This window comes from Phenylobacterium glaciei (assembly GCF_016772415.1).
Taxonomy (GTDB): domain Bacteria; phylum Pseudomonadota; class Alphaproteobacteria; order Caulobacterales; family Caulobacteraceae; genus Phenylobacterium; species Phenylobacterium glaciei.
In genome coordinates this window covers 425,519-440,630 of record NZ_JAGSGD010000001.1, presented here as the reverse complement: position 1 = coordinate 440,630, position 15,112 = coordinate 425,519, and the positions used below count along the sequence as shown (strand labels likewise).

Genomic DNA, 15,112 nt, shown 5'->3' with positions numbered 1-15,112 from the left:
TCTGGGTCCCGGCCTTCGCCGGGATGAGCGGGTTTGGGGCCTACAGGAAGCTGTACGGGTCCACGTCGATGGCCACGCGGATCATGCCGGGGGGGCGGAACCTCGCGCGCCAGGCGGCGAGGTAGGCGGAGAGATCCACCGTGCGGTCGGCGCGGATGAGGAAGCGTTTGCGGCGGCGGCCGCGGATCAGGCCCAGCGGCGCGTCGGCGGGGCCGTAGACGGCGACGCCCTCGGCGTTGGGCGCGGTCTGGGCCATCCTTTCCACGAAGGCCTCCAGCTGGACGGCGTCCGGCCCCGAGACGATGAGGGCCGCCAGCCGGCCGTAAGGCGGCAGGCCGGCGATCTCGCGCTCCTCCAGCTCTGCGGTGGTGAAGGCGTCGCGGTCCTGGGCCTTGAGCGCCTGCATGACCGGGTGCTCCGGGGCGTAGGTCTGCAGCATGGCGCGGCCAGGGCGGTCCTTGCGTCCGGCGCGGCCGGTGGCCTGGGCCAATAGCTGGTAGGTGCGCTCGGCGGCGCGCAGGTCGCCGCCGCGCAAACCCAGGTCGGCGTCCACCACCCCCACCAGGGTCAGGCCCGGGAAGTTGTGGCCCTTGGCGGCGGCCTGGGTGGCGACGAGGATGTCGATCTGCCCCTCTTCCATGGCCTGGATCAGGCGCTTGGCTTCGCGGGCGTCCCAGACGGTGTCGGACGAGAAGATGGCGATGCGGGCGTCGGGGAACAGCCCCCGCGCCTCCTCCTCCACCCGTTCCACCCCAGGCCCGATGGAGGTCAGGCTGTCCTTGGCGCCGCAGTGGGGGCAGGCCAACGGCTTGGGCATGGAGAAGCCGGTGAGGTGGCAGACCAGCCGGCCGGAATAGCGGTGCTCCACCAGCCAGCTGTCGGTGTCGGGCGAGGTCATCCGCTCGCCGCAGGCCTTGCAGAGCACCAGGGGGGCGTAGCCCCGGCGGTTGAGGAACAGAAGCGTCTGCTCGCCCCGCGCCCAGGTCTCCCCCATGGCTTTCACCAGGGGCGGCGAGAGCCAGCGGCCGGTGTCGGGCGGGGTCTCGCGCATGTCCACCAGGGTGATGTCGGGCAGGACCGCGACCCCGTGGCGGGAGGTCAGGCGCAGCCAGCGATAGCGGCCGGTCTCGGCGTTGCGCAGGGACTCCAGGGACGGCGTGGCCGAGGCCAGGATGACGGCGGCCTCCTCGATCTTGCCGCGGGCCACGGCCAGGTCGCGGGCCTGGTAGATGAAGCCCTCCTCCTGCTTGTAGGAGGCGTCGTGCTCCTCATCGACGACGATGAGGGCCAGCTTGGCGAAGGGCAGGAACAGGGCCGAGCGGGCGCCGATGACGATGCGGCACTGGTTGGTGGCGACGGCTTCCCAGACGCGGCGGCGCGCGGGCGGGGTGATGTCGGAGTGCCATTCAGCCGGGGCTGAGCCAAAGCGGGCGGCGACCCGGGCGATGACCGCCTGGGTGAGCGCGATCTCCGGCAGCAGGATCAGCACCTGGGCGTCCGGGTCGGCGGCGAGCGCCGCGGCCACGGCCTCCAGATAGACCTCGGTCTTGCCTGAGCCGGTGACCCCGTCCAGCAGGGCGACGTTGAAGCCCCCCTCCCCGATCATGGAAACCAGGGCCTTGGCGGCGGCGTCCTGGCTGGGGTTGAGGGGGTGGCCCTCTCTGGCGAGGTCGGGCGGATCGAAGGCGACGGGGGCCTCGATGAGCCGGACCGCCAGCACGCCCTCGTCCACCAGGCCCTTGATGACGCCCGACGAGACGCCGGCGGCGCGGGCGAGGTCCGGCGGGGAGAGGCGCTGGGCGGCGACCGTTTCCAGCACCTTGGTCCGGGCCGCGGTGGGCCGGGCGGGGGCGGCGCCGGTGGCCTCCACGACCTTTTCGGGCTTGGCCTTCTGGGCGCGGGCGCCGCGCAGGGTGATGGCGAGCGGCGAGCCCGGCGAGTCCACGGAGTAACGCGCGGCCCACTGGATGAAGTCGATGGCGCGCTGGGGCAGGGGCGGATCGTCCAGCTTGCTGTCGACCACCTTCAGCGGCCGGTTGCCGCCGGTCCCGTCCCGCAGGGCGGTGACCACGCCGCGCAGCAGGCGGGGCCCGAGCGGGGCGGCCACCTGGTCGCCGACCATCAGGTCCATGCCCTCCGGCTCTTCGTAGTCGAAGGCCTCGGGCAGGGGCATGGGCAGGAGGATGGAGGCGATGCGGCGGGTCATGCGGAGAATCCCTTCTCCCCTTGCGGGAGAAGGTGGCCGGTCGGAGACCGGTCGGATGAGGGGTCGCGCTGCGCTTTCAGGAAAACGCCGCTCATCCCGGCGAAGGCCGGGACCCAGGTGAGACCCACTGCGATCTCACCGAAATCCGAAAGGCTGTCGGGGACTAATCCTGACCGCTCAGGATGAATCTGGGTCCCGGCCTTCGCCGGGATGAGCGGATGTAGAGTGAGGCCGGCGCGACCCCTCATCCGACCCTGCTCCGCAGGGCCACCTTCTCCCGCAAGGGGAGAAGGAGGGGGCTGGGTCTGCGCGCGCACGATCAGCACGCCCCGCACATAGGCTGGTCCGCCAGAAGCACAACGGCTAAGGACGGGTCCAACGTTCCTGTGCAGAGGCCCTTCATGCAGCTCTTTCTCGACACCACGGACACCGCGGTCCTGAAGGACCTGGCCTCGACCGGCCTGGTGGACGGCGTCACCACCAATCCGACCCTGATCGCCAAGTCCGGCCGGCCCATGCTGGAGGTCATCGCCGAGATTTGCGATCTCGTCGAGGGCCCCGTGAGCGCCGAGGTGGCCGCCACCGACGTGGACGGCATGCTGAAGGAGGGCGCCAAGCTGGCGGCCATCGCCACCAATGTCGTCGTGAAGCTGCCGCTGACCCGCGAAGGCCTGATCGCCACGGCCGAGTTCGCCGTGCAGGGCATCGCCACCAATGTGACCCTCTGCTTCTCCGCCGCCCAGGCCCTGCTGGCCGCCAAGGCGGGCGCCACCTACATCTCGCCCTTCATCGGCCGGCTGGACGACTACGGCATGGACGGGATGGACCTGATCCGCGAGATCCGCGCCATCTACGACACCTACGAGTTCGACACCGAGATCCTGGCCGCCTCGATCCGCAATCCGGCCCATGTGACCGCCGCGGCCCTGTCGGGCGCCGACTGTGCGACGATACCGCCAGGGGTTTTCTTGGACCTCTTCAAGCACCCGTTAACCGAGAAGGGTCTTGAACAGTTCATGAGCGACTGGGCCAAAACGGGTCAGTCCATTCTGTAGAACTGCAGGGGCGGATAGATGGATCTCGGGGTCGGGCTGAAGGATCATCCGCTGGGCCCCGATGAGGTCCGCCACTTTCTCGCGGGTAACCCCGACTTCCTGCTGCACGACACCGCCCTGATGGCGGAGCTGGGCCTGCGCCCGGACGCCGCCAATGTGGTGGACTTCGGCCCCGCCGCGCTGGCCCGCGTGCACGAGGCCCACAAGAAGGAATCCAAGGCCCGCAAGCACCTGGAGGCCACGGCGCGGGCGAACTTCGCCGCCCAGGCCCAGACCCATGGCGCGGTGGTGGACCTGCTGGACGCCCGCAACCATGCCGACCTGGCGCGACGGGTGGACGAGCTGGCCCAGCTGCGCTTTGGCCTGGCCGCCGGGGTGGTGGCCCTGGAGGGGCCTGACCGCACCCCGGCCGGTTGGCGGGTGATGGCGGAGGGTCAGATCGACCTGGTCATCGGCCACCAGCGTGTGGCCCTGATGGGGTTCCAGCCGACGGCGCTGGGCCTGTTCGGCGAGCGGGCGGGCGAGATCAAGTCCATGGCCATGGTCCGAATGGCGATCTGGGAGCCGGCGCGCACCGGCCTGCTGGCTTTTGGCTCTTCGGATGAGCATGGCTTCACGCAGGACATGGGCGCCGAGCTGGTGGCCTTCCTGGCCCGGGTCGTCGAACGCACGGCGGAGCGGTGGCCGGTCCTGTGATCACCGCGCGGCAGGTCCTGGCGGCGTGGCTGGTCCACCTGGCCCAGGAACGCCGCGCCTCGCCGCGCACGGTGGAGGCCTATGGCTTCGCCGCCGGCCGCTACATCAGCTTTCAAGAGGCCTATCGGGGCGAGACCCTGACGCTCAAGGCCTGCGGGGAGCTGACCGCCGGCGAGATCCGGGCCTGGCTGGCCCACCTGAGGTCCGGCGACCATCCGCTGTCGCCGCGCTCCCTGTCGCAGTCGCTGTCGGCGATCCGCACCTTTCACCGCTATCTCGACCGGCGGCACGACACCCCCAATCCGAACCTGGTGCTGGTGCGCGGCCCCCGGGTGAAGCCGTCGGCGCCGCGTCCGGTCACCGAGGACCAGGCCCGCGGCCTGATCGCCGAACCCTCCATGGACCCCGATCGGGAAGACTGGGAAGTCGCCCGCGACGAGGCGGTGCTGACCCTGCTCTATGGCTGCGGCCTGCGGATTTCCGAGGGGCTGTCGCTCAAGCGGTCGGATGCGCCGCTGGGGGACAGTCTGCGGATCGTCGGCAAGGGCTCGAAGACCCGGATCGTGCCGGTGCTGCCGGCCGTGCGCGAGGCCATCGACGCCTATGTGGCCGCCGCGCCCTTCGCTCTGGCCCCCGACGAGCCGCTGTTCCGCGCCAAGCGGGGCGGGGCGCTCAGTCCGCGCCATGTGCAGGCCACCGTGCAGCTGCTGCGGGGCCGCCTGGGTTTGCCCGCCAGCGCCACGCCCCATGCCCTGCGCCACTCCTTCGCCACCCACCTGCTGGGGGCCGGCGCCGACCTGCGCTCCATCCAGGAACTGCTGGGCCACGCCTCGCTGTCGACGACCCAGCGCTATACCGATGTGGACGCCGCGGCGTTACTGAGCGCGTACAACAGCGCGCATCCGCACGCCTAAAAGCCCCCTCCCCCCTCCCCTCGTCATCCTCGGGCTTGTCCCGAGGATCCATAGACACCGAGACACAGGCGGCTCTGGGCGGCGACGCTCGCGCCTTATGCGGAACGACGGAGATCATGGATCCTCGGGACAAGCCCGAGCAACTGTGTTGGGTCTGGTCAAGCGTTCTGTGGATTTTGGAAGGGCCTTTGATGCTTTAGGGCGGCGTTGAGGGCGACGAGGAGCTTTCTGGCGATGGCGACGATGGCGAGCTTGGGGGCCTTTCCAGCAGCCTTCATGGCCTCGAAGATGTCCTTCCAGGGCCCGCGTCTGATGGCGGCCAAGGCGGCCATGTAGAGGGCGTCCCTGACGCGCTTTCGACCACCCTGGACATGCCGGCGTCCCCGCATCAGGCCGGAGTCGCGGGCGATGGGCGCTAGGCCCGCCAGGGCCGCGATGGCCCGGCGGTCGACCTGGCCCAGTTCCGGCAGGCAGCTCAGCAGCACCGAGCATGCGACCGGGCCGATGCCGGGGGCCGAGCGCAGGATGGCCTGCTGGCGGTCCAGGTCCGGGCTGGAGGCGATCAGGGCCTGCATGCGCTTGTCGAGCTGGGCGATCTGGTCGTCCAGCACCGACAGGACAGCCCCGATGCTGTCGATCAGGTCTGGATCTGGCCGGCCCTTCAGCCGGATGCGCTCGGCCTTGCGCATCTCCACCAGCTGGTCGCGGCGGGCGGTGAGGCCCTGCAGGGCCAGGCGGGCGGGATCGGCTGACGGGGTAGGGACCAGCGGCAAGGTCGCGCCGTAGAGCGCCAGCATCCGGGCGTCCACGGCGTCGGTCTTGGCCAGCAGGCCCATGGAGCGGGCGAAGTCCCGAGCCCGCCCAGGGTTGGCGCGATGGAAGCTCACCCCTGCGGTCTCCAGGGCGCGAAGCAGGGCCTGGTCCCAGGGGGCGGTGGCCTCCAGCACCACGAAGGCTTCCAGCGTGAGGGCCCAGTCGACCAGCCGGGCGATGCCAGCCGGGTCGTTGGAGAAATCCCGCACCCGGCCGGCCGGGTGCGCATAGGCGTCCAGACGCTTGCCGGAGACGTCGATCCCCAGCGTCGTTTGAGGTAAGGTCATGGTCCCATCCTTGTCCTACGGGACGGCGCTCCAACGCCTCCCAGGCAACTGTTCGGGGTGGTTGACGAAAGGCGGGCGGCGCACCCTGCTCGGGCACGGTCTCCAAGACCAAGGATGACAACGGTGCGCCGTCCGCCGATCAGCCTAACAGCGTCAGGCCATCAACAGACAAGGATGACGGTTTCGGGGTGTAGCCTTACCGCAAATGCGCGGTCTCATTGAGGCTGAGGATGTTCCGCTGGCCGCTGCGGGCGCACATGTAGCGGTGGAGGCTGGTGTAGCGGGGCTCGAAGAACAGGCGCGGCGCCATGGCGAGCACGTGGGCGGTCCAGACATTGATCACCCCGCCGTGGCAGAAGACCGCCACCTTCTGGCCGGGATGGCTCTCGATGATTTCCTCAAGGGCGCCCACCACCGCCTGCTGGAAGACGCCGATATCGACACCGTGGTCGCCGTCGGCCATGGCCTTCCAGGCGGCGTAGTCCTCGCGCTTCAGTTCTTCCATGGGGACGTAGGACCCGCCGTCGCGGTCGAACTCGGCGATGCCGTCCTTGTGGCGCAGCGCGTGGCCGCTGTGGGCGAGTAAGGGTGCGGCGGTCTCGATAGCGCGCAGCATGGGGCTGGAATAGACGGCGTCGAAGGTCTCACCCGCCAGCCATTGCGCGACCTTGCGGGACTGGTCGTGGCCCTCGTCGTGCAGCGGCGGATCGGCGCTCTGGTCGCTGCGCACCGGCAGGCCATGGCGGATGAGTACGAGTTCCATCGGTTTCCTGTCCCTGAGCTTTGCCTCCAGGGGACCGGGTTTTCGCGGCCGCCGCAAGGGCTCAGGTCCAGGCGGTGGAGGGGCGCGCCATCTTGACCCAAGGGACGCCGTCATCGCCCTGGCCGACCTCCTTGAAACCCTCGCGGGCATAGAAGGCGCGCGCGCGGAGGTTCGCGGTCTGGCACTTCAGCGACAGGGCGTCGGGCGCTGCGGCGGTGACGTGGTCCAGCAGGGCCTTGCCGACGCCCTGGCCCCGCTGCGCCACGTAGAGCGAGTGCAGGAAGCTGTCGACGGTATAGAGGGCCGCGACGCCTAGGATACGGTGGTCGGCGACGGCCACATAGACGTCCTCGTCGCGAGCGTCGCGCAGGAAGACCTGGGCGTTGTGGCGCGACCCCGGCAGCCAGGTGAAGGTCTCGCGCAGGACCTTCTGGTAGATCGCCGCGGCGATGGGCAGCTCCTCCGGGCGGACCCGGCGGACCAGCATTACGCCTGCATGGTCCAGCCCTCGACGCCCATGGCGGCCTGGCGGCCGGCCTCGGAGCGGGTCGGGTGGGGGTGGACGGTGCGGGCCACGTCCTCGCTGGCGGCGCGGAAGGCCATGGCCACGCAGTACTCGCCGATCATCTCGCCGGCCTGGGGGCCGATGATGTGGACGCCGAGGATCTCGTCTGTCTTGGCGTCCGCCAGGACTTTCGCAAAGCCGTCGGTCTCATGGTTGATCTTGGCGCGGCTGTTGGCGGTGAAGGGGAACTTGCCAGCCTTGTAGGCGATGCCGGCCTCCTTCAGCTGCTCCTCGGTCTTCCCGACCCAGGCCACCTCCGGGTAGGTGTAAACGACGCTGGGGACCAGGTTGTAGTCCACGTGGGCGTACTTGCCGGCGATGGTCTCGATCACCGCGACTGAGTCCTCCTCGGCCTTGTGGGCCAGCATGGGGCCGTGGATGGCGTCGCCGATGGCCCAGACGCCGGGCGCGCTGGTCTTGAAGTGGTCGGTCTCGATGAAGCCGCGCTTGTCGGGGACGATCCCCACGCTCTCCAGGCCGAGGCCCTGCGTGAAGGGACGCCGGCCGATGGCCAGCAGGACGTAGTCGGCGGCCAGGGTCTCGATTTCGCCGCCGGCCACGGGCTCGACGGTCAGCGTGACGCCGGTCTTCGACGACTTCGCGCCGGTGACTTTCGACCCGAGCTTGAAGGCCATCCCCTGCTTGGTGAGCGTGCGCTGGAAGGTCTTGGCGGTCTCGGCGTCCATGCCCGGCGTGATGCGGTCCAGGAACTCGACGACGGTGACTTCCGCGCCGAGGCGGCGCCAGACCGAGCCCAGCTCCAGGCCGATGATGCCGGCGCCGATGACGATCAGGCTCTTGGGAACTTCCGGCAGGGTCAGGGCGCCGGTGGAATCGAGGATGCGTTTGTTGTCGACGGTGACGCCGGGCAGGCCCGACGGCTCCGAGCCGGTGGCGATGACGATGTTCTTGGTCTCCAGCACGGTGACCGAGCCGTCGGGGCCGGTGACCTCGACCTTGCCGGGGCCGGCGATCTTGCCCATGCCCTTGATCCAGTCGGCCTTGTTCTTCTTGAACAGGAACTCGATGCCCTTGGTGAGCGCCGTCACGCTCTCGGCCTTCTGCTTCATCATCTGGGGCAGGTTGAGGGTGGGCGTCACCTCGATGCCCAGGGTGGCGAAGTCCTTGTTCGCCAGCTCATACATTTCCGAGGCGTGCAGCAGGGCCTTCGACGGCATGCAGCCGACATTGAGGCAGGTGCCGCCCAGGGTCTCGCGCTTCTCCACCACGGCCACCGACAGGCCAAGCTGCCCCGCGCGGATGGCGCCGTTGTAGCCGGCGGGGCCGCCCCCGATGATGACGACGTCGTATTGGGCCATGAGCCTGGTCTTCCGAATTGAGAGATGCTGGGACGGATATGGGGAGGCGCGGCCCCCTAGATATCCAGCAGCAGGCGCTCGGGGTTCTCGATGGCGTCCTTGACGTGGACCAGGAAGGTCACCGCGCCCTGGCCGTCCACCACGCGGTGGTCGTAGCTGAGCGCCAGGTACATCATCGGACGGATCACCACCTGGCCGCCGATGGCCATCGGGCGGTCCTGAATCTTGTGCATGCCGAGGATGCCCGACTGCGGCGCGTTGAGGATCGGCGTGGACATCAGCGAGCCGTAGACCCCGCCGTTGGAGATGGTGAAGGTGCCGCCCTGCAGGTCTTCCATGGCCAGGGCGCCGTCGCGGGCCTTCTTGCCCAGGGCGCCGATGGCCTTTTCAACGCCCGCCAGGCCAAGCGCGTCGGCGTCACGGACCACGGGAACCACCAGGCCGCGCTCGGTGCCGACGGCGACGCCGATGTCGTAGTGGTTCTTGTAGATGAGGTCCTGGCCCTCGATCTCGGCGTTGACCTCCGGGACCTGCTTCAGGGCGTGGACCACCGCGGCGACGAAGAAGCTCATGAAGCCGAGCTTCACCCCATGGGTCTTCTCGAAGACATCCTTGTACTTGGTGCGCAGGGCCATGACGTTGGTCATGTCGACCTCGTTGAAGGTCGTCAGCATGGCCGCGGCGTTCTGGGCTTCCTTCAGCCGGCGCGCGATGGTCTGGCGCAGGCGGGTCATGCGGACCCGCTCCTCACGCGCATGGACCTCGCGCGGCGCGGCGGCGATGGCCACGGGGGCGGGCGCATTGGCGCGGGCCTCGAGGGCGGCCAGAGCGTCGCCCTTGGTTACCCGGCCGTCCTTGCCGGAGCCGGCGATGGCGCCCGCGTCGAGGTTGTTCTCCGCCACGATACGCTGGGCCGAGGGGGCCAGCGGCGCAGCGGCGGCGGCGGCAGGGGCGGGCTTGGGCGCGGGGGCCGGAGCGGGCGCAGGCGCAGGCGCGGCGGCCTTGGGCGCTTCGGCCTTCGGGGCCGCGGCCTTGGCGGGCGCGGCGGCGACAGCGCCCTCGGTCACGTGACCCAGGACCGCGCCGGGCTCGACCGTGGCGCCTTCCTCGGCGCTGATGGAATCCAGCACCCCGTCAGCGGGGGCGGCGACTTCGAGGCTGACCTTGTCGGTTTCGAGTTCGACGAGGATCTCATCCTTGCGGACCGCGTCCCCGGGCTTCTTGGCCCAGCGCGCCACTGTCGCCTCGGTGACGGATTCGCCGAGCGTGGGCGTCATGATGTCGGCCATTGGGGAGGTTCTTCCTGTTCTTTCGGGCGGTCGGTTTAGGCGAAGGCTTCAGCAAGGAACGTCTGAAGCTCCTTCATGTGCCGGCTCATCTGGCCGGCCGCGGTGGAGGCCGAGGCCGGGCGGCCGACATAGCGGGCGCGCTTGGCCTTGATCTTCAGGCGGTCGAGGGTGAGTTCCAGCCACGGGTCGACGAAGGTCCAGCCGCCCATGTTCTTCGGCTCCTCCTGACACCAGACCAGTTCGGCGTTGGGGAAGCGCGACAGTTCGGTGGACAGTGACTTCACCGGCCACGGATAGAACTGCTCCAGGCGCATCAGATAGACGTCGTCGACGCCCTTCTCCTCGCGCGCGTCCAGCAGGTCGTAATAGACCTTGCCCGAGCACAGCACGACGCGGCGGATCTTGTCGGGCTCGACGAGCTTGGTGGTGGTGTTGACCCCGCGCTCGGCGTCGTCGTGCAGCACGCGGTGGAAGGACGAGCCCTCGGCCATGTCCACCAGCCGCGACGTCGCTTTCTTGTGGCGCAGCAGCGACTTGGGCGTCATGACGACCAGGGGCTTGCGGAACTCCCGGCGCATCTGGCGGCGCAGGACGTGGAAGTAGTTGGCCGGCGTCGAGCAGTTGACGACCTGGAGGTTGTCCTCGGCGCAGAGCTGCAGGAAGCGCTCCAGACGGGCCGAGGAGTGTTCCGGACCCTGGCCCTCGTAGCCGTGGGGCAGCAGCAGAACCAGGCCGCTCATCCGCAGCCACTTGCGCTCACCTGACGAGATGAACTGGTCGATCACCACCTGGGCGCCGTTGGCGAAGTCGCCGAACTGGCCTTCCCACAGGACCAGCGTCTTGGGGTCGGCCAGGGAGAAACCGTACTCGAAGCCCAGCACCGCCTCTTCCGACAACGGTGAGTCGAGCACCTCGAAATGGGCCTGGCCGGGGCGCAGGTTGGAGAGCGGCTGGTAGTGGGCCTCGGTGGTCTGGTCGATCAGGTCGCAGTGGCGCTGCACAAAGGTGCCGCGCACGCTGTCCTGGCCGGCCAGGCGGACGGGGAAGCCCTCGTCCAGCAGGGTGGCGAAGGCCAGGTGCTCGCCGGTGGCCCAGTCCAGGCCTTCGCCGGTTTCGATGGCCGCGCGGCGATTGTCGATGGCGCGCTTGACGGTCTTGTGGGCGTCCAGGGTTTCCGGGATCGCGGTGATGCGGTTGCCCAGGTCCAGCAGCTTCTGAAGGGGCACGCTGGTGTCGCCGCGGCGGTCGTCGCCGTCGGGCAAAGCCAGGCCCGCCCACTTGCCGTCCAGCCAGTCGGCCTTGTTGGCCTTGTAGGTCTTGCCGGACTCCATCTCCTGGTCGAGGAAGTCGTCGAACTCCTTCATCCAGGCCGCGACGTCGTCCTCGGTCGCCACGCCCTCGCCGATCAGCTGGCGGGAATAGAGCTCGCGGGTCGAGGGGTGGTCCTTGATCTTGGCGTACATCAAGGGCGAGGTCATCGTCGGGTCGTCGCCTTCGTTGTGACCGAACCGGCGGTAGCAGAACATGTCGATGACCACGTCCTTGCCGAACTGCTGGCGGAACTCGGTGGCCACCTTGGCGACGAAGACCACGGCCTCGGGGTCGTCGCCGTTCACGTGGAAGATCGGGGCCTCCACCATCAGGGCCACGTCCGACGGATAGGGCGAGGAGCGGCTGAAGGCCGGCGCGGTGGTGAAGCCGATCTGGTTGTTGACGATGAAGTGGATGGTGCCGCCGGTGCGGTAGCCCTTCACGCCCGAAATGGTGAAGCACTCGGCGATCACACCCTGTCCGGCGAAGGCCGCGTCCCCGTGCATCAGCAGGGGCAGGACGTGGTTGCGGCCGGAGTCCGGAGCGTCGCGCAGGGTGTAGGCCTGCTTGGCGCGGGCCTTGCCCAGCACCACCGGGTTGACGATCTCCAGGTGGGAGGGGTTGGCGGTCAGCGACAGGTGGACGTTGTTGCCGTCGAAGGCGCGGTCCGAGGAGGCGCCCATGTGGTACTTCACGTCGCCCGAGCCTTCCACGTCCGAGGGCAGGCTGGAGCCGCCCTGGAACTCGTGGAAGATCACCTGATAGGGCTTGGCCATCACGGCGGCCAGGACGTTCAGGCGGCCCCGGTGGGGCATGCCGATGACGATGTCCTTCACGCCGAGCGCGCCGCCGCGCTTGATGATCTGTTCGAGCGCCGGGACCATGGCCTCGCCGCCGTCCAGGCCGAACCGCTTGGTGCCGGGGAAGCGCTTGTGCAGGAACTTCTCGAAGCCCTCGGCCTCGATCAGCTTCTTGAGGATGGCGACCTTGCCCTCCTTGGTGAAGTTGATCTCCTTGTCGCGGCCCTCGATGCGCTCCTGCAGCCAGGCCTTCTGGGCCGGGTCGGAGATGTGCATGTACTGCACGCCGATGTCGTTGCAGTAGGTGCGGCGCAGGATCGCCAGGATCTCGCGGATGGTCCCGGTCTCAAGGCCCAGCACGAAGTCCAGGAAGATCGGGCGGTCGTAGTCGGCCTCGGTGAAGCCGTAGGAGGCGGGGTCGAGCTCGGTGGCGTCGCCCTCGGGGATGGCGATGCCCAGCGGGTCGAGATTGGCCCGCAGGTGACCGCGCATCCGGTAGGCGCGGATCATCATGATGGCGCGCAGGGAATCCAGCGTCGCGGCGCGAACGGATTCCGGCGTGGCGGCCGGCGCGGCGCGCTCGGCCACCTTGGCGCCGACCTTGGCCTCCACCGCCGGCCAGAGGCCGTCGATGGCCGAGAGCCAGTCGGGACGGGCGGCAGGCGCGGATTTCTGGGTCCAGCCGGGCTTGACCGTGGCGGCCTTCACCTCGTCGGCGCGCTCCTGCAGGGAGGCGAAGAAGGCGCGCCACGAGGGCTCCACCAGGGCCGGGTCAGCCGCCCATTTCGCGTAGAGGTCCTCCACGAAGGCGGCGTTGCCGCCATAGAGGAAGGAGGTCTCGGCGAGCACCTCGTTGATCAGACCTGCGTCGTCCGCCATTTTCGTCCGCTTTCCCGGGGGGCCGCGGCGCTTCATCAAAGGAGCCGAGCGCGGACCGCCCTACGCTTAAATTCGCCCTTAGGCCTTCTTGAGGACCTCAAGGAGGGTTTCGCCCAGTTTCGCCGGAGACGGTGACACGCGTATGCCCGCGGCCTCCATCGCGGCGATCTTGTCTTCGGCGCCGCCCTTGCCGCCGGAGATGATCGCGCCCGCGTGACCCATGCGCCGCCCGGGCGGCGCGGTGCGTCCCGCGATGAAGCCGACCATAGGCTTCTTGATTGCTGAATTCTTAATGAACTCAGCCGCGTCTTCTTCCGCGGACCCGCCGATTTCGCCGATCATGATGATCGATTCCGTCTCCGGGTCCTTCAGGAACATGTCGAGCATGTCGATGAACTCGGTGCCCTTCACCGGGTCGCCGCCGATGCCCACGGCCGTGGATTGGCCCAGGCCCACCTGGGTGGTCTGGAACACGGCTTCGTAGGTAAGCGTGCCCGAGCGCGAGACAACACCCACCGAGCCCTTCTTGAAGATATTGGCCGGCATGATGCCGATCTTGCAGGCTTCCGGGGTCAGGACGCCGGGGCAGTTGGGGCCGATCAGCCTGGTTTTTGAGCCGACCAGGGCGCGCTTGACCTGCACCATGTCCAGCACCGGGATGCCCTCGGTGATGCAGATAACCAGAGGAACGCCGGCCTCGATGGCTTCGAGGATGCTATCGGCGGCGAAGGCCGGCGGCACATAGATCACGCTGGCGTCGGCGCCGGTCTGCTTCACAGCTTCGTCGACGGTGTCGAAGACCGGCAGGCCGATGTGACTGGTTCCGCCCTTACCGGGGGTGACGCCGCCGACCATCTTGGTGCCAAACGCGATGGCCTGCTCGGAGTGGAAGGTGCCCTGGGCGCCCGTGAGGCCCTGGCAGATCACCTTGGTGTTCTTGTCGATGAGGATGGACATCAGGCGGCTCCCCGCACGGCGGCGACAATCTTTTCGGCGCCATCGGAGAGGTCGTTGGCCGCGATCACGTTCAGGCCGCTCTCATTGATGATCTTCTTGCCCAACTCGGCGTTGGTGCCTTCCAGGCGAACCACCAGGGGAACCGTCAGCCCCACCTGCTTGACCGCCGCCACCACGCCCTGGGCCAGGACGTCGCAACGGGCGATGCCGCCGAAGATGTTCACCAGGATGCCCTTCACATTGGGGTCGGCCATGATGATCTTGAAGGCCGCCGTCACCTTGGCCTCGTCGGCGCCGCCGCCGACGTCCAGGAAGTTGGCGGGCTCGGCGCCGTACAGCTTGATGATGTCCATGGTGGCCATGGCCAGACCGGCGCCGTTGACCATGCAGCCGATCTCGCCGTCGAGGGCGATGTAGCTGAGGTCAAACTTCGAGGCCTCGATCTCTTTCGGGTCCTCCTCGGTCTCGTCGCGCAGGGCGACGATGTCGGGGTGGCGGTAGAGGGCGTTGCTATCGAAGGACACCTTGGCGTCGAGGACGCGCAGCTGGTCGTCGGCGGTGACGATCAGCGGGTTGATCTCCAGCATGGCCATGTCCTTGGCCAGGAACGCCGTATAGAGCTGGCGCAGCAGCTTGCCGGCCTGCTTGGAGAGGTCGCCCTTCAGGCCCAGAGCCTTCGAAAGCTTCAGGCCGTGGTGGTTCCAGACCCCCGTCGCCGGGTCGATGGAGAAGGTGATGATCTTCTCGGGCGTCGAGTGGGCGACGTCCTCGATGTCCATGCCGCCTTCGGTGGAGGCCACGACCGAGACCCGGCTCGTTTCGCGGTCCACCAGCAGGGACAGATAGAATTCCTTGGCGATCGCCGCGCCCTCTTCGATGTAGAGGCGGTTGACCTGCTTGCCCTTGGGACCCGTCTGATGGGTCACCAGCACCCGGCCGAGCATCTCGGTCGCGTTGGTGCGGACCTCCTCGACGGACTTGACCACCCGGACGCCGCCCTTGGCGTCGGGGCCGAGGCCCTCGAACTTGCCCTTGCCGCGCCCACCGGCGTGGATCTGGGACTTCACCACGAAGACCGGACCTCCGAGGGTCTCGGCGGCCTTGACGGCCTCTTCGACGGTGAAGGCCGGATAGCCACGCGGGACCGCCACGCCGAACTCGGAGAGGACGGCTTTGGCTTGATGCTCGTGTATATTCATGAGGTCGCGAAACGCGCTGTTTGGGCCCGCCCAGTGCGGCGAGAAGCCGGGGTATAAGC

12 protein-coding genes are annotated in these 15,112 nt (G+C 68.7%); 3 read left to right on the top strand and 9 right to left on the bottom strand.

Annotated features, from left to right (window positions below; all coding sequences use genetic code 11):
- Nucleotides 1–40 precede the first annotated feature (40 nt).
- A complete protein-coding gene (locus JKL49_RS02180; RefSeq protein WP_215338025.1) occupies nucleotides 41–2,206 on the bottom strand; it encodes a primosomal protein N' in 2,166 nt (721 codons plus the stop codon).
- A 401-nt stretch (nucleotides 2,207–2,607) separates the two neighbouring features.
- Here JKL49_RS02180 and fsa point away from each other — a divergent pair, with 401 nt between their 5' ends.
- The 3 genes from fsa to JKL49_RS02165 are packed head-to-tail and all read left to right on the top strand — an operon-like array spanning nucleotide 2,608 to nucleotide 4,871.
- Nucleotides 2,608–3,261 (top strand): fructose-6-phosphate aldolase, encoded by a 654-nt coding sequence (fsa, locus tag JKL49_RS02175; protein ID WP_215338023.1) that lies wholly within the window; start codon nucleotides 2,608–2,610, stop codon nucleotides 3,259–3,261.
- 18 nt (nucleotides 3,262–3,279) lie between these two features.
- A complete protein-coding gene (locus JKL49_RS02170; RefSeq protein ID WP_215338021.1) occupies nucleotides 3,280–3,957 on the top strand; it encodes a DUF484 family protein in 678 nt (225 codons plus the stop codon).
- Nucleotides 3,942–4,871, top strand: a complete 930-nt coding sequence (locus JKL49_RS02165) for a tyrosine recombinase XerC (protein WP_215338019.1) — start codon at nucleotides 3,942–3,944, stop codon at nucleotides 4,869–4,871. Before JKL49_RS02170 ends, JKL49_RS02165 begins: the two co-directional genes overlap by 16 nt.
- A 158-nt stretch (nucleotides 4,872–5,029) precedes the next feature.
- On the opposite strand, the gene JKL49_RS02160 is transcribed toward JKL49_RS02165, so the two are convergent.
- The 8 genes from JKL49_RS02160 to sucC all read right to left on the bottom strand — a co-directional run bounded on the left by JKL49_RS02160 (nucleotide 5,030) and on the right by sucC (nucleotide 15,053).
- Nucleotides 5,030–5,971 carry an IS110 family RNA-guided transposase gene (locus JKL49_RS02160; RefSeq protein ID WP_215338017.1) on the bottom strand — a complete coding sequence of 314 codons (942 nt, stop codon included), beginning with the start codon at nucleotides 5,969–5,971 and terminating at the stop codon, nucleotides 5,030–5,032.
- A gap of 196 nt (nucleotides 5,972–6,167) precedes the next feature.
- Nucleotides 6,168–6,734, bottom strand: coding sequence for a histidine phosphatase family protein (locus JKL49_RS02155; RefSeq protein WP_215338015.1), 567 nt, complete (start codon nucleotides 6,732–6,734; stop codon nucleotides 6,168–6,170).
- Nucleotides 6,735–6,795: 61 nt separating this feature from the next.
- Entirely contained in the window at nucleotides 6,796–7,221 is a 426-nt protein-coding gene (locus JKL49_RS02150) for a GNAT family N-acetyltransferase (protein WP_215338013.1), read from the bottom strand.
- The gene (gene lpdA, locus JKL49_RS02145) at nucleotides 7,221–8,618 is read right to left on the bottom strand and encodes a dihydrolipoyl dehydrogenase (protein ID WP_215338012.1); all 1,398 of its coding nucleotides are present in this window, start codon (nucleotides 8,616–8,618) and stop codon (nucleotides 7,221–7,223) included. The genes JKL49_RS02150 and lpdA overlap by 1 nt, the downstream gene beginning before the upstream one ends.
- A gap of 56 nt (nucleotides 8,619–8,674) precedes the next feature.
- Nucleotides 8,675–9,907 carry a 2-oxoglutarate dehydrogenase complex dihydrolipoyllysine-residue succinyltransferase gene (odhB, locus tag JKL49_RS02140; protein WP_215338011.1) on the bottom strand — a complete coding sequence of 411 codons (1,233 nt, stop codon included), beginning with the start codon at nucleotides 9,905–9,907 and terminating at the stop codon, nucleotides 8,675–8,677.
- 35 nt (nucleotides 9,908–9,942) lie between these two features.
- Nucleotides 9,943–12,897, bottom strand: coding sequence for a 2-oxoglutarate dehydrogenase E1 component (locus JKL49_RS02135; protein WP_215338010.1), 2,955 nt, complete (start codon nucleotides 12,895–12,897; stop codon nucleotides 9,943–9,945).
- A 78-nt stretch (nucleotides 12,898–12,975) separates the two neighbouring features.
- Nucleotides 12,976–13,854, bottom strand: a complete 879-nt coding sequence (sucD, locus tag JKL49_RS02130; protein WP_215338009.1) for a succinate--CoA ligase subunit alpha — start codon at nucleotides 13,852–13,854, stop codon at nucleotides 12,976–12,978.
- Nucleotides 13,854–15,053, bottom strand: a complete 1,200-nt coding sequence (gene sucC, locus JKL49_RS02125; RefSeq protein WP_215338008.1) for an ADP-forming succinate--CoA ligase subunit beta — start codon at nucleotides 15,051–15,053, stop codon at nucleotides 13,854–13,856. Before sucC ends, sucD begins: the two co-directional genes overlap by 1 nt.
- Between the last annotated feature and the right edge of the window lie 59 nt (nucleotides 15,054–15,112).

Bases quoted from the DNA above. Each gene is read 5' to 3' on its own strand.
- JKL49_RS02180 (WP_215338025.1), bottom strand. From the start codon at position 2,206: ATGACCCGCCGCATCGCCTCCATCCTCCTGCCCATGCCCCTGCCCGAG.
- fsa (WP_215338023.1), top strand. From the start codon at position 2,608: ATGCAGCTCTTTCTCGACACCACGGACACCGCGGTCCTGAAGGACCTG.
- JKL49_RS02170 (WP_215338021.1), top strand. From the start codon at position 3,280: ATGGATCTCGGGGTCGGGCTGAAGGATCATCCGCTGGGCCCCGATGAG.
- JKL49_RS02160 (WP_215338017.1), bottom strand. From the start codon at position 5,971: ATGACCTTACCTCAAACGACGCTGGGGATCGACGTCTCCGGCAAGCGT.
- JKL49_RS02155 (WP_215338015.1), bottom strand. From the start codon at position 6,734: ATGGAACTCGTACTCATCCGCCATGGCCTGCCGGTGCGCAGCGACCAG.
- JKL49_RS02150 (WP_215338013.1), bottom strand. From the start codon at position 7,221: ATGCTGGTCCGCCGGGTCCGCCCGGAGGAGCTGCCCATCGCCGCGGCG.
- lpdA (WP_215338012.1), bottom strand. From the start codon at position 8,618: ATGGCCCAATACGACGTCGTCATCATCGGGGGCGGCCCCGCCGGCTAC.
- odhB (WP_215338011.1), bottom strand. From the start codon at position 9,907: ATGGCCGACATCATGACGCCCACGCTCGGCGAATCCGTCACCGAGGCG.
- JKL49_RS02135 (WP_215338010.1), bottom strand. From the start codon at position 12,897: ATGGCGGACGACGCAGGTCTGATCAACGAGGTGCTCGCCGAGACCTCC.
- sucD (WP_215338009.1), bottom strand. From the start codon at position 13,854: ATGTCCATCCTCATCGACAAGAACACCAAGGTGATCTGCCAGGGCCTC.
- sucC (WP_215338008.1), bottom strand. From the start codon at position 15,053: ATGAATATACACGAGCATCAAGCCAAAGCCGTCCTCTCCGAGTTCGGC.